Here is a 13931-nt window from a genome sequence, read left to right on the forward strand (position 1 = left end):
AGAGGCAGGTGGCGGTTCAGAAGACAGGCAAGCGGTTTTGACGATCAGCAACACTTAACGATTACCAACCAACACCTGCCTCTTGCTTCCGGCTTCCTGCTTTATTCGGATGGGAAACGTTTGACGGTCACGTCGGGCGTCTTGCGCGTGACCGGCAGGAGGGTGCCGCGGGTTTCGCCGCCGGGCTTGATTATCACCCGCAACGAGCCGGCAGCCGAGCGCTGTATTTCGGGCAACGTCTTTTCGTCGATCAACACCACATGCTCGCCGGGCGGCAGGTCGCTCAAGACGAATTCGCCCGCCGCGTCGGTCAGCGTGTCGCGACCGCTGCCGCTGACGACCCGCACGTCCGCGAGCCCCGGCTCGCCGGCGTCCGGCTGGCCATTGCCGTTCAAGTCGAGCCACACCATGCCTTGCAGCCGGCCGGTCTGCACCAGTCGGAAATCAACAATCGCGTCGCGCCCCGAGACCAGCACGGCTGTCTGTTCGCTGCCCGTCAGTAAGGTTAGATCGGCGCGCACGGATTGCAATTCCATGTAGACGGTGTGGCTGCCGACCTTGACGTTATCGATGCGGAACTCGCCATTGCGGTCGGTGGTCGCAAAGAAGCTACCATCCACATGGACGCGCACATCGGCCTGCGGCTTATCCAGGCCAGGATCGTAGGAGCCGTTGAGATTCAAATCTTGATAGACCCTGCCAGAAAAGGCGCCGAAAGAATTCAGCTCGGCCAGCGGCGCGCTCATGGCCGCCTCCTGGCGCTTGTGCGAGCCGAGCATGCCGCGCAATTGCAACATCAGTTGTGCGCCATTCGTCGTGCGCGCGTAGTTGATTTGCAGGACGTGCTGGCCCGGCAGCGAGAGCGTCGCCAGCGCGCGCCCGGCAAATGTCATTTGCCCGTTGCTCAAGCTGTAGCTCATGCCCGCGCCAAAATTCAGCCACTTCTTCAGGAAAGTCGAGTTAAGATAATCCGCCGAGCCGCCGAAGCTGTGGCCGCGCGCCACCGCCTGGCTCACCTGCAAAGACTGGCTGTCGGTCAATCGCAGCATCGCGCCGACGTTGATGCTGGTGCTCGGCAGAACCGGCGTCGCCGGCTTGTGGTCAAAGTCAAAGAGCAGCGCGGGATTGACGATGTTGGTGAAGCTGCCGAAAAGCCGCCAGCGCGAGAACTCTTTGGTGATGTTGAGCAGGGTGTAGCTCGACGCCGATTGCCGGCTGTTCTGGCTCTGTGTATGTGAGAATACAATGGCCGGCAGCCAGCCGAGCGACGAGATGCCGAGGCCCGCGGTCATCGAGCGCGTCGTCTGATGGTCGGCGTCGAAGCGCTCTCTCGACATGGCGTTGAACGAAGTCGAGAGCCAGGGCTGCGGGCGCCAGTTGACGCCGCCCGAATAAAGATTCCCCGGCGTCAGAAAGCCGTTCGCTTGCGGGCTGAGGAAATCCGCGCCGATGTGCGTCACCCGCCCTTGCAGCGAAAGGTTGTCGCGCAGGTTGAACAGATCATAAACGTCGAGCAACGCCGCCGCCCCATCAACCTGGCGAGCCTCTGCCGCCCCGCTTGAGAAGGCCAGCCCTGCGAAATGGCCCAGGCCAGCGTCAAGCTGAAACTGGTTACGCTGCGAGCTGTAATGCATGCCGCCCGTCAGCAGATCGCCGCTCGCTTGCGGGCCGTTGAAGTGCATCGCGCCGGCGGCAATCATTCGAGAGGTCGCCGCGCCGCTCGCCGGCACGGGGCTGAAGCTGACGGAAGAGCCGAAGACGCTGGTGTCAAAGTGCAGGCCGGTATCCTTAGCGGCTTGCCCCGGTTCAATTCCCGGCACAGGCAGTGACCGCAGCAATGAATCCGAGAAGGTGCGCCCGCCGAAGGCGCTGACGCGCAGGTCGCCGACCGGCCGCTGCACCCACAGGCCACGCACCATTGACGAAAGGAACTCAAGGTCGTTGCCGGTTCCGAAATCGCCGGCAATCAGCCGCTGCCCGTTGGTGCGGTCGTAAGCGAAAGTGGCGCGGCGAAACAGCAGCGGCGATTGCCCGCTCGAACCATCGAAAGCCGACAAGAAATCGAAGCGGCCATCGCGGATGCGTCCCGACGAATGCAGGCTGAAACTTTGATAGAACGAGTTTGAATAGATGTTGGCGTTGGCCAGGTAGTCGGATTGATAAATCTCCCACGGGGCGTGCGCCGCGCCCTGCCGCACCGTCTGATCTGGCGGCGCGCCGCGATGGATGCGAACCGTCTGGCCTGACTCCTCAACGATGATTGAAACGTCGAGCAGCGCCGCCGCGACTTCAAGCGGCAGCATCAACTGTTCGCCATCCAGCGGAAAGACGATCTCTGCCGCTGAAGAGACGAGCAGGATGACCGCGCCATTCTCGCGCACTTGATGGGTCTGGGCGCTGAAGTCTGCGGCGACGCCATTCTGCCTGCGGACGCTGACGGTGCGCGCCGCCGGGCTGACGCTGGCTTCATCACCAAGCGCCCGCGCGATGCTGATGACCGGCAGGAAGAGACTATCGCCGTGACGTTCGGGCGCGCTGGCCGGGCCGATCAAGACGCGCTCGCCGACGATGATCTTAGGATTCGCTGCGGCTGTGCCATCGGGCAGGCGCTGCCCCATAGCGCGGGCCGACAGGCCGGCTAGCAGAAATGCCGCAATCCATAAAAGGCGTGCCAGGTTTCGCATAGACTCGTTGAGGGACGAGAAAAAATCGAGGAGCAAAAGTCAGGAGCGAGAGAAGCTTTTTGTCGGGAAGTTTCCAGGAGCCTCCCCATTGTAGGTAGTTCGTCTGTCTGCTTCAATACTTTTTTTGGCGATGAGGTACAAAAAAATGAATTACCGGGCAGATAGAAAACTATTGACCTTGTCCCTACTGTAGGAATAATGCAAGAGAAGTTCGGTGAATTAGCCCCTCGGCCAATCCATCAAGGTATCTGGATAGAAGAACAGCCAACGTCCGCGGCGCAAGCGCGTCGGGACAATAACAAGGAGACACTCAATGCATCGTGTAGCAACATCTTTACGCAGACTGCCCCTGGTCATCTTTGCGCTCGTAGCCCTTTCGGTCGCGGCATTCGGGCAGAGCAACTCGGGCAGCATCACACTGCAAGGGACAGCGTCCGGCTATGTCGAAGTGCGCGCCGGCGGCGCCGCCTCGATCAGCACTGGCGGAACGGTCACGAACAACAAGGCGAAGGGCGACCAGTTGGATAATCCTTCGGTGCTGACGCTCGACTTCGGCGAAGTCAGCCCGTCGAACACGAACGCTTTCGTGTCGGCGACGGTGCCGCTGCGGCTCCGCAGCAACGTCGCTTACACGCTGAAGATGACGGCGGCAGCAATGACTTATGGCAGCGGCACGCCGGACGCGGATTCCGTCACGCTGGCCGACATCGGCTTTGGCGTCACCTCGGCGGCGCGTGACAGTGGCGGCGGCGTGATGGCCGGCACCGACACGATTGCCAGCGGCAGTGGCAACCCGACCTCCGGCTCGAATGGCGCAACCAGCGGCACCAGCGGTCGCTACGTTTACAACTCAGGCTTCTCGCTGAACGACTACAGCAGCGCCACGACCCTGCTCACGGGGCCGCGCGTTATGAAAGCCGCAGTGCCGACGGGCACCACCAATGGGCTTGTGGTCAACACGGTCTTTGCTGTCAAGCCGCAGTTCTTCACGCCCGGCAGCTTTTCGACCTCTGTGACCTTCACGATCTCCAATCCGTAATCAGGCGAGACTGTCCTTAAGCGCCGCGCGCGGCGGACAGCGAAGCCCGGTCGGATAGATTGCTCTGAGGCCGCCCCCGCCTCTTTTTCCTACCAATCACCCGACCTGCTCACATCAACTCTATAGCGGATTTCGATTGCCGATGGCCTGAGAGCGCGCTTGAGCCGCAAGTGAGAAAATGTCCATCAAACCGGGGTACGCCCCCTACCATATAGGGGTGCCTTTTCAATATGGGGTTAGGTGGATGGTTGGTAACGGTTGCTACCCTTCATACAACTTCTCAGGAACTGAGCTTGGCAATCAGAATAATGACCAATAGAATAACGGCCACAACGCCAACCATTACAATAACTTTATCTCGTTTTTTGATTTGCTCGATTTCCATCTGACGACCGGCTATATCGGCTCTCAGCCGATTTATATTATCGAGCTCATTCTTGAGCAAAGGCAACACGGAAGCCAGTTGATCGGGCGGCGTATGCGCTTGGGAAAAGGTGGATTGCAGCGCGGCAGGCGGGCAATCGGCAACCTGGGATGATAGTTGGTTTAGCTCAGCAACATACTTCGCCGAATGATCCGCGGCTTGCAAAACCCTTTCCCGCTCACTGATCAGAGGCGTTAAATCAGCCGGGATGATGATGTTTGTATTACTCATTCGCCCACTCCTTTCAAATTAACCACAGGCATTATTGGCATGGTGAATCAGTTCATATACGCGAGGAAACTTTGAGCGCGCATCTGAGTTGTACTTGACGAAGAGATCGTAGTGGCTGAAGGCATTGGTAATATCCTGCTCGACGAATTTCAACTTGTCGATAACCACCCTGGCGTAGGCGTCGGCCTGTTGCGCGTCGGCTTGCGCCTCCTTCAGCTTGGCGTCTATCAGGTCAAGCGAATTTTGTTGTTGCCCCAGAGCCGCAAGCATTTGCTGTGAATCTATCTCATGAGGGTCCAAGTAGCGGCTATTTATCTCGCGCGCGGCTTCATCATTCCACACACTGCGATTGTCTTTGCGCAAATCCTGCAAGACGCGCGATTGTTGAGCTAGCGACCAGAGTGCTTCTTCCATCCAATTGCTCCTTCAGGATGAACTGAGGCGTTTTTTCTCATGCAATTTCTCCGCGTATTTCTTCAGTTCATCATCCCAGATTCCTTGAGAGCGGACTTCGACTTTTTTGCCGTGAGCGAGTTCAGTACCAGACCAACTTTCAATCTCCTTTTGAATCTGTGGCGCCAGACGCAAAACTTCCTCTGGAAAATAGAGAGCCAGGCGTCCATCAGTTTCTAATTTGTCTGAGGAGGTATATCGCTGTACCACACTCTTCAGTTTGTTGATGCTCAATAGTCGAGACGAGTCTATGCCTTCCAGTGTTGGCGGAGCGTTATCAGTTTCACGTCCGGGAATGGTCAATTGCCAAGCTTTTGAATCGACAATCTCTTCATATTTATCAGGATCAGTTAAGCTTTTGACCGCGAAGTCTGGTCGGCTTTGACCTTTTATTAATCCTTTGGGCTGAGACTCGATTCGTTCGTAGTCATAAAGATCTGCTAAACGGACTCGGGTGAATCCCTCTCCGGCATCCCCTTTCCTGATATGTTTAACCTTATCCCATTCGTAGGCTTTGTCATTATCCAGCATGCTGCTCTCGCCCGCATAGTTTTCAGCTAGTGCTTCCTCTGCTTGTTTAATAACAGTCCCTGCTACTAAAAATGATTTTTTGACCGCAAGTTGATTCTTGCTACTATCTGCATATAAATCTGCTCGGTTCAATTCGTGGAGAAGCTCCATGCGATGTTGAAGCTCTTGTCGGGCGTTCCATGAGTACCGTTGTGAAGATTCTTCGGCTTTATCGGCGGAGATCAAATGCGCGGCAGCTTCATCGGTCAACACAACGGCTTCGCGTGTCGTCGCCATCATGTGTTCTGCCACTTCCTTCTCGGCGATGACGCTTTCCTTTGCCGCCTCGTCTAGCTTCTCAGCGGCCTGTGCGAACTCTAACCCGCGTTCAGCCGCATTCACGGCCTGGACGGCTTCGGCTTCGGCCTCCTGCGCAAGGCGGACGGCCTGACTGGCGTAGTCGACCGCCCGGCGACAACAAGCGACGCGCGCTTTGGCCATCTCAACTTCTTCTCTGGCTGCCATGACTTCAGCTTCGGCGGCCTCCACCCAGGCGGCGGCCTGACGCAATTCAACCTCAGCAGCCCGCACGTCTCTGGCTTCGCTATCGCAATTGGTGCGTTCTCGATTGTTTGCGCACGCATTGTAGCGCGCGACGGCGCGTTCGTATGCCGATTGAGCGACGGCATAAGCTCTGCGGGCATGCTCATATTCCGCAATCGCTCTGGCCAATCTCGCCTCGGCACGCTGCAACCAGGCGAGCGCTTTTGCCAGTTCCTCTTCCCATTCTTGTAGCGTCGCATCAGCGTATTGCAGGGCATTCTGTGCTTCCTGCAGGGTTTCACTGGAGGAAGCTTTCCCCTCCAGGCATTTATCCAGCAAGTCAGCCGTCTCAGCAATCGCTTTCTGCACGCGCTCCTCATCTTGCTCAGCCTGATCGACCACAATGGCGGCATGGTGGACCGTGCGGTCCACACGCTCTCTGGCATGGCGCTGGGTATGGGAAGCTATCGCCAGCATATCCCGCGCCGCAATAGTCCAACGCGCCATCTCTTCAGTCAGATCGGCAAGAGCCTGCGCGACGATGCGAGGATTATAAACACTCACCCGATTAAGCCACCTTCCGTGCGGTTCGTTTCCCGAAGATACTCAATGCGTTCATCGAGGATGCCGGCAATCATACCGGTCTGGCGAATATATTCCTGAAAGCGTTGCGCCGTGCGCATCCAACCGGCGCGGAATTGATCCGCCGCATCGCCTTCATAAACGCTGCTGAATTGACGCCAAGTGTTATCCAGATAATCGTATTCGGCCTGCAATTGAGACAGGTGCAGTCCCAGCGTCCGCCGGTATTCTTCCAGGCCGGCAAGTAATATTCTTGAGTCAGCCACCTTGTAAGTACCTCCTTAGGGTTTGCAGCTTGACGGTCAGAAACTCAGCGTAGTTCGGCCCTTCTGAATGGATATAACGCTTCATGGTGGCTTCAAACGGCCCCCAGATCGAATCGTAGTGCTTGCGCATTTCATCCTGCCAGTAAGGCGAGACATATTCATGCCGCGATTCCAGATCCGCCACGGTGCCGCGTAAATGCTCATTGAAGCTGACTAGCGCGCGATGAAAATTCTGCATCTGGATGAATTGATCGTCCATACTCATCGGTGATTCCTCCGTGTTGCCAGCCCCTCGCCGATCAGGCGAAGCTGGTCGATCAATGATTCGTTCTGGGCCACCATCGCGGCATCGCTACTGTAGGGTTTGAATCGCACGCTTTTATCGTTCTCCAAATCCAGATACAAGGCGCAGACTGGCGTCGGGCCTTCCATTTGCAATTGTGAGGCTTTGCGGCTTCGGGTCAATGCGTGCGAGTCATCCTCCGACATCTGTAGGGCGACCCGGTGGCGGAAGTTGATCAGTCCGCGGCGCTCTTCCACGACATTGGCCATGGGCCTGACACCGGAGAAGCTGAGAATCAAATGGATGCCGAGCGATGGCCCTTCAACATAGAGCCTTCTCAATATCTCGGCGAGCGGCGAATCGACCGTACCGCCATAGGCATCCGCCTTGCGCCGCATCGCTTCGATGCCGTCCAGTTCGGTCATCGTAACGAATATCGACGGCTCGCTCATCATGGTCTGTTCGCCCAAGCCTTGACGGCGGTTCAATTCATGGCTCAGGTCATTCAGGAATAACTCTGCTTTCGCGGCCTCTTGGCTGAACTGCGTCGTGTAGCCGCTGGGCAGCAGAAGCGAATTGCAAACCGCCTGGAGTACGCCGTTCCACTGCGATCCCTGGATGCTGCGGTCTAAGATGATGAATTGGGTGCCGCTCGGATCAGTGTTCGCTGCAAGGCTGGTAAGGATAGCTGCCAGCATCCCGTAGCGTGCGGCATTCGCGCCGCCGACAATCATCGCGTTTTCGCCGACGCGCCGGCGGAACACCATCATCGCTTGCCCGCGCACATTGAACTGTTGGCCGAGCCACACGGCCCGTGGCTGCTCCGCATAGAACCAGTCAATCACGCCCAGTCCGCCGGTCTCGATGGGCTCACGGGCAAATGCCTGTAAGTCTTCGCCACTCGGCCATCTCACATGCCGCAGTAAGCGCGAAAGATAGGGATTATCTGACAGGCTTGGTTGCGCTTGTCCATTGAAGACGACGCGGCGCGGCAAGCTGCTATCTGGAAGCGCACCGGCTTTGCCATTCAGCGCCGCGAGCAGTTCCTCGCGGCGGCTTGAGCTTAGATAGGCCGCCTTACCAGGAATGTTAGCGTTATCGTCGCCGCCTCTGTCATTGACGACGATTTTCCCAGGTAGATCACAGGTGGCGATCAAAGCTTTGCCGCGGCGGCCAAATTCCGTGAGCGCCTGGATGTCGGTCGTCTTCATCTGCATGGCCATCAGCAGGTGCAAATTGCCAAAAATGGCAGTCTGGTTTAGCATCCCTGCCGCGCCGAAACGCTGGGAAGCTAAAAGCATATGAATGCCAGCGCTGCGGCCTTGCTGAGAGAGTTGCAGCAGGTAGCTGGAAGCGTTTGCATCTTTGTCGCCTTCGAAGAGTTCCTGGTATTCATCAACCAGTAGTAGGATGCGCGGAAATTTACCTTCGGGCTCGCCCTTTTCGCGGTAGCTGATCAAATCCTGGGCCCCAACTTGCGAGAAGATGCGGTTGCGATACTCTTTCTCAGCAATCAGTTCAGCCAGGACGCTGCGAGATAGTTCCGGCGACGAGCGCAGTGAAACCACTTCCGCATGCGGCAGGTGACGGTACGGTTGAAACTCCACGCCGTCTTTGCCGTCAATCAAATAGAAGCGCAATTCTTCAGGGCTATAGCGAACGGCAAGTCCACAAATCAAGACATGGTATAAATTGGATTTGCCGGAACCCGTCATGGCGCCAAGCATTCCATGGGCGCAGGGTTGATTATCGTGATTGACCCCAAACCATAATTTCAGCTTCTCGCCGCCGCCGCGCGCGCCAATCGGGGTTTCAATTATTCGGGTGCTGGTTTCTCGCCACCAGTGACTTTCCTCCAACCCTGCGATGCTGTCCCAATCTAACAGGCGTTCGGGCGGTTTTGCCGCACTGAGCGTTTGAAAAAGCTGGCTCTGCAATTCAGGCGACGGCGCAGAATCAGCCTGTAATCTTAAATTCAATGGGGTGAGTGCGGCGGCGTCATCCGCGTCAATATAAATCGCGTTCTTGAATGCGTTCATACTCATATCGCGCGGAAGCTCGTGATTCTGATTGTAATGAATGAACAGATAGGTCCCGGCGGCGGGGCCGGTATTGCCGATGCTTTGCAGTGCTTCAATTGCCCGGCGATCATATTGATTCGGGAAATCGGCGGCGAAAACAAATTGAAACCGCTCATTGATGCGAATCTCTTGCGGCACCAGTTCAAACGACGTGATTGAGGCATCAAGATAGCTCTCGATAATGCGCTGTATATCAACGATGACTTGATCAAGATCACGCCGCACATCGCCCGTATTCTCACGAACCTGTGGCAAGTAGCGGCGCATGGGGAAAGCAATCCCGTTGCCGGCTGGATCCAGCAAGGTATAGCGTGCTTGATGAGGCAACATCAAGGCGGTGCGAATGAGCAGGGATTGTAGCAACATCGCCCCCTGTTCAACTGAGCGTCCGCGGCTTCTCACGATGACGGTTTTATGTTGTCCGATGAAGGGAAGGTAGGCTGGCAAACGCAGGTCGCTGCCATCGCGCCGTTCAACAAGATCGCCAATGCGAATCAGGTTTTCAATTTGGGCGGCTGCTGGATTCCACGAAGCCCACCTCGGTTCAGCCCAGTTTGCCGAACTTGAGATGGGCCGGTGCCCCAGCGAATTCTTAAACCGCTCAGAATTTGCTTTGAGAAGCGACTGGAAATAGCCATCCAGTTGGGCCGCGTTTTGCCTTCCATGATCCTGGAGCGCTTTGGCTTGGGATTGAGACTCGCGCACTTTGCGATTCAACTCTTCAATGTGAGCCTCTATTTCAGCTATTCGCATTTTTGATTGTGGAAACATAATTCTCCGCCCTGTGTTCAATTCTCTTGGCAGCTATACCGCCACCGCAGGCATCAGCATCTAGGGCTGATCAATCTGCATGATGTGTAGGTATCACGAATTAATCCCAGGCGTTCTGGAATACCTGGGAGTTGGGTCAAACAAAGGATGCCAATTTACTGCTGCTGCTACGGTTTATTAATCCTCGCAATGAATCGTAAACCGGACTCGCTCGATGCTGTCGGTTATCAGGATAAACCGGATTCAATGTGCCAACCAGAAATCAGCAAAGGATACCCATTCGTGCTATATATCGCTTGAAGTCTTTATTTAACCTGACCTTTAGGCTCGCTTCCAACCTGATAGGCTCGTAAGACGCGCTAAATGTATTCTTAGTTGCTACGTTTGTCAATCCTATAAGGTAATCTTTTGCAGTGCGTACAGGAAAATTCTTGACTCCAAATAACATGTGTACAGCCAAGTTGAGGTGCCCGTGCGCTTAACTGGAATTAGTCACCTACCAGAACTATTTGCCGCTATATACCTCCCTTTACGTTTGGTTGGAACTGAACCGGCAGACGTTGCGAACTGTAGAGGAAGCGAGAATGGGAAACTTCGAGTACATCGAAGGGTGGTACAATAGCCAGCGATGACACTCCGGGATCGCGTATCGCTCACCGATGGAGTACGAAAGCCTGCATCAGCAGATCGCTTGAGGCGCCCCGCCTCTTTTTCCACCCGACCTTCTCACATCAACTCTAGAGCGGTCTTTAAGTAAATGTAGTGTAATTCGCTTTAAAATGGCATACTGATCTTTAGTACAAGTAATGTCACCGACTGAGGCACTTCGCCCCAATGACGTCACCGGCAAGCCGCGCAAGCGATGGCGCAGGCGTTTCGGCCAGCACTCCTTCATCTCCCAAAAATTACCTTAGTGGGGAATAGGTTCGGCGTTTTTTTCGTGCTAGGATGGGCGTTCCTGGCAAACGCTGTCGTCGAGCAGCGCGACGCCACGCCGGTTTGCTTTCGGGAACGGGGCTTGCTCAACCACGGCCTGCAACCAAGCGAAGGACATGGGCAATCCTGACTGATCGCCTGATAGTGTTAACCGATTCTGGCTAGATCGCCGATGAAAAGACTTCGTTTCGCATTCCTGGCTTGTGCGCTGCTGGCGGTGTTGTCGATCAATGGCAGCGCCCAGCAGAGCGCGGCATTGCGCGTCAGCGGCAGCGTCTCACACGCCCTCAGGCTGACCGTTGGCGGGCCGGCGTCGAGGACGCTTACTAGCGCGTCAGCTTCAGTGCAAGCAACCGTCTACGAGCAAGGCAGCGAGCAGCTCGTCGTCGCCTTGAGCGCGCCCGGTCAAACAGGACCACTCAGCATCTCGATTCCCATCGAAGTACGCACCAACGTCGCTTATGAACTGTTGGCGGCTTCGACCACTGAGGGCTGCGCGCCGATCCTTGCGGCGCACGTCGAATCGCTGCGCGCGAGCGGCCCGCAAACGGCGAACGAGGCAGTTGAGCGCGCTCGCTTCAACGCCGCGCCGGCAACGATTGATCCCATCGGAGCCGCGCTGCTCGATGGCCCGCGCGTCTCGAAAGCGGGAAACTTCTCGACGCCGACCAATGCGCTGCTGGTCAATCTGGTTGTGCAGCTCTCCGAAGCACCGCAGCCAAGCTGCGCCTGGCGTGCAACGCTGCGCCTCTCACTTCGACCGCTAACCGCTAACCCCTAGCCCCTCTCGCCTTCAAACAGAAGACTGCCAGCGAGCGCGCTTCGACTTCGTAGCGCGCGCCGCCGCGCACCAGCTTGCGGCGGCCGCCGACCTGCCAATCCCGCGTATCAATCAATAATTCCCATTCGGTCTTGCGGCTCTGCTCAGGCAGCGTGAAGGGCAAGGGCTCATGGTGCGCGTTGAAGAGAATCAGCAAGGTTTCATCCAGCACGCGACGGCCGCGCTCGTCCACTTCATCGATCTGCTCGCCGGCCAGCCGTACGGTCAAGGTGCGCGCCGAATCATTGCGCCAGTCGGCTTCGGTCATCTCGGCACCGTCCAGCCGGAACCAGGCCACGTCCTTCACCTCGGAGCCGCGAATGGGGCGACCCTGGAAGAATTTTCGCCGCCGCAAGACCGGGTGACGACTGCGAAAGCGGATCAGGCGGCGGGTGAATTCCAGCAGCTTGTGCTTGTCGTCGCCGAGGTTCCAATCGAGCCAGGAGATTTCGTTATCCTGACAGTAAGCGTTGTTGTTGCCGAGTTGCGTGCGGTTGATCTCGTCGCCCGCCTGCAACATCGGCACGCCCTGCGACAGCAGCAGCGTCGCCAGGAAGTTGCGCTGCTGGCGGGCGCGCAAGGCGAGAATCTGTGGGTCATCGGTCTGGCCTTCGACGCCGCAGTTCCAACTGAGGTTGTGGTCGTGACCGTCGCGGTTATCTTCGCCATTCGCCTCGTTGTGCTTGTCGTTGTAGCTGACCAGGTCACGCAACGTGAAGCCATCGTGCGCGGTGATGAAGTTGATGCTGGCGTAAGGCCGCCGCCCGCCGCCTTCGTACAGGTCGCTGCTGCCGGTCAGGCGATAAGCGAGATCATCTATCAGCCCGGCGTCGCCGCGCCAATAACCCCGCACCGCGTCTCTGTAAATGCCATTCCATTCGGCCCACAGCACAGGGAAGTTGCCCACCTGATAGCCGCCTTCGCCCAAATCCCACGGCTCGGCAATCAGCTTGACCTGCGACAGCACAGGGTCCTGGTGGACGATGTCAAAGAACGCGCCCAGGCGATCCACTTCATAAAGCTCGCGCGCCAGCGTCGAGGCCAGATCGAAGCGGAAGCCATCCACATGCATCTCCAGCACCCAGTAGCGCAAGCTATCCATAATCAGTTGTAGGGTGCGCGGGTGGGTCATGTTCAGGGTGTTGCCGCAGCCTGTGAAGTCCATGTAATAACGCTTGTCATTCGGCACTAAGCGGTAATAAGCCTGGTTATCGATGCCGCGAAAGCAGAGCGTCGGCCCCATGTGATTGCCTTCGCCCGTGTGGTTGTAGACGACATCGAGGATGACTTCGATGCCTTCGCGGTGCAGCGTCTTGACCATCATCTTGAACTCGGCGACCTGCTGGCCCAGGTGCCCGCTGTAGGCGTAGCGCACGTCGGGCGAGAGAAAGCCGAGCGAGTTATAGCCCCAGTAATTGGTCAGGCCGCGCTCGGCCAGGTCTTTGCCGGAGATGAATTGATGCACCGGCAGCAGCTCGACCGCCGTGATGCCGAGCTTGCGCAGGTAGTCGATGACCGCCGGGTGCGCCATCGCCGCGTAGGTGCCGCGCATCTCGGGCGGCACTTCGGGATGTTGACGGGTGAAGCCTTTGACGTGCAGCTCGTAGATCAACGTCTGATGCCACGGCGTGCGCGGCGGCGCATCATCGCCCCAACTGAAAGCCGGATCGATGACCACGCACTTGGGCACCGCGCCGGCGCTGTCGCGGTCGTCTTTGGCGAGGTCGGCGTCCGTGTGGCCGATGGTGTAGCCAAAGACCGCGTCGCTCCATGCGACAGTGCTGGCGATGGCCTTGGCATATGGGTCGATGAGCAGCTTCGCCGGGTTGAAGCGGTGCCCGGCGTGCGGCTCGTACGGCCCATGTATGCGATAGCCATAAAGCTGTCCCGGCCGCGCTTCGGGAAGGTAGGCGTGCCAGACTTGATCTGTGTGATCGGTCAAGCGAATGCGCGCCGTTTCGCGCGCCGCATCGCGCTGCTCGAAGAGGCAAAGCTCAACGGCAGTGGCGTTCTCGGAAAAGATCGCGAAGTTGACGCCCGCGCCATCCCACGTCGCGCCGAGCGGGTAAGGTTGTCCCGGCCATACTCTCATCTTCTATTGTTGTCCTCGTCGTGTGAATGCTGGGTTATAGCAGCTCGGCAAGATTGGTTAGCCGCGAAATGGAAAAGTGCATCAGGTCAAGCCGCGCTGGCCGAAGTCGCCAGCGCCCACACCTTTAACTCTACAACAGAGCAAGGGGATAAGAACAGCCTGGGAGCGCGCGCCTCTCGCCAGCTACCCATGCGCATGCGTGAGATTGCGGGCAAG

The 13931-nt window shown here is 57.3% G+C and carries 10 protein-coding genes; 2 read left to right on the forward strand and 8 right to left on the reverse strand.

What is annotated here, in order from left to right:
* Nucleotides 1-101: 101 nt before the first annotated feature.
* Entirely contained in the window at nt 102-2684 is a 2583-nt protein-coding gene (locus VJ464_28495) for a hypothetical protein (protein ID HKQ09096.1), read from the reverse strand.
* A gap of 313 nt (nt 2685-2997) precedes the next feature.
* On the opposite strand from VJ464_28495, the gene VJ464_28500 reads away from it, so the two are divergent.
* Complete coding sequence (locus VJ464_28500; protein ID HKQ09097.1) at nt 2998-3723, forward strand: hypothetical protein; 726 nt, start codon at nt 2998-3000, stop codon at nt 3721-3723.
* A 280-nt stretch (nt 3724-4003) separates the two neighbouring features.
* Here VJ464_28500 and VJ464_28505 read toward each other — a convergent pair whose 3' ends face one another.
* The 6 genes from VJ464_28505 to VJ464_28530 are packed head-to-tail and all read right to left on the reverse strand — an operon-like array spanning nt 4004 to nt 9867.
* Nucleotides 4004-4378 (reverse strand): hypothetical protein, encoded by a 375-nt coding sequence (locus VJ464_28505; protein ID HKQ09098.1) that lies wholly within the window; start codon nt 4376-4378, stop codon nt 4004-4006.
* Between the two features lie 18 nt (nt 4379-4396).
* Nucleotides 4397-4792 (reverse strand): hypothetical protein, encoded by a 396-nt coding sequence (locus VJ464_28510; protein HKQ09099.1) that lies wholly within the window; start codon nt 4790-4792, stop codon nt 4397-4399.
* 12 nt (nt 4793-4804) lie between these two features.
* The gene (locus tag VJ464_28515) at nt 4805-6448 is read right to left on the reverse strand and encodes a hypothetical protein (protein ID HKQ09100.1); all 1644 of its coding nucleotides are present in this window, start codon (nt 6446-6448) and stop codon (nt 4805-4807) included.
* Nucleotides 6445-6732 carry a hypothetical protein gene (locus VJ464_28520; GenBank protein HKQ09101.1) on the reverse strand — a complete coding sequence of 96 codons (288 nt, stop codon included), beginning with the start codon at nt 6730-6732 and terminating at the stop codon, nt 6445-6447. The genes VJ464_28515 and VJ464_28520 overlap by 4 nt, the downstream gene beginning before the upstream one ends.
* Entirely contained in the window at nt 6725-6997 is a 273-nt protein-coding gene (locus VJ464_28525; GenBank protein HKQ09102.1) for a hypothetical protein, read from the reverse strand. Before VJ464_28525 ends, VJ464_28520 begins: the two co-directional genes overlap by 8 nt.
* Nucleotides 6994-9867, reverse strand: coding sequence for an FtsK/SpoIIIE domain-containing protein (locus tag VJ464_28530; GenBank protein HKQ09103.1), 2874 nt, complete (start codon nt 9865-9867; stop codon nt 6994-6996). Before VJ464_28530 ends, VJ464_28525 begins: the two co-directional genes overlap by 4 nt.
* Before the next feature lie 1108 nt (nt 9868-10975).
* Between VJ464_28530 and VJ464_28535 the strand changes: the two genes are divergently transcribed.
* Nucleotides 10976-11584, forward strand: a complete 609-nt coding sequence (locus VJ464_28535; protein ID HKQ09104.1) for a hypothetical protein — start codon at nt 10976-10978, stop codon at nt 11582-11584.
* Here VJ464_28535 and glgX read toward each other — a convergent pair.
* On the reverse strand, nt 11574-13715 hold the full coding sequence (glgX, locus tag VJ464_28540; GenBank protein ID HKQ09105.1) for a glycogen debranching protein GlgX: 2142 nt from the start codon (nt 13713-13715) through the stop codon (nt 11574-11576). The genes VJ464_28535 and glgX overlap by 11 nt on opposite strands.
* Nucleotides 13716-13931: the final 216 nt, after the last annotated feature.

It is taken from the genome of Blastocatellia bacterium (assembly GCA_035275065.1).
Classification (GTDB): domain Bacteria; phylum Acidobacteriota; class Blastocatellia; order UBA7656; family UBA7656; genus DATENM01.

Bases quoted from the DNA above. Each gene is read 5' to 3' on its own strand.
- VJ464_28495 (HKQ09096.1), bottom strand. From the start codon at position 2,684: ATGCGAAACCTGGCACGCCTTTTATGGATTGCGGCATTTCTGCTAGCC.
- VJ464_28500 (HKQ09097.1), top strand. From the start codon at position 2,998: ATGCATCGTGTAGCAACATCTTTACGCAGACTGCCCCTGGTCATCTTT.
- VJ464_28505 (HKQ09098.1), bottom strand. From the start codon at position 4,378: ATGAGTAATACAAACATCATCATCCCGGCTGATTTAACGCCTCTGATC.
- VJ464_28510 (HKQ09099.1), bottom strand. From the start codon at position 4,792: ATGGAAGAAGCACTCTGGTCGCTAGCTCAACAATCGCGCGTCTTGCAG.
- VJ464_28525 (HKQ09102.1), bottom strand. From the start codon at position 6,997: ATGAGTATGGACGATCAATTCATCCAGATGCAGAATTTTCATCGCGCG.
- VJ464_28530 (HKQ09103.1), bottom strand. From the start codon at position 9,867: ATGTTTCCACAATCAAAAATGCGAATAGCTGAAATAGAGGCTCACATT.
- VJ464_28535 (HKQ09104.1), top strand. From the start codon at position 10,976: ATGAAAAGACTTCGTTTCGCATTCCTGGCTTGTGCGCTGCTGGCGGTG.
- glgX (HKQ09105.1), bottom strand. From the start codon at position 13,715: ATGAGAGTATGGCCGGGACAACCTTACCCGCTCGGCGCGACGTGGGAT.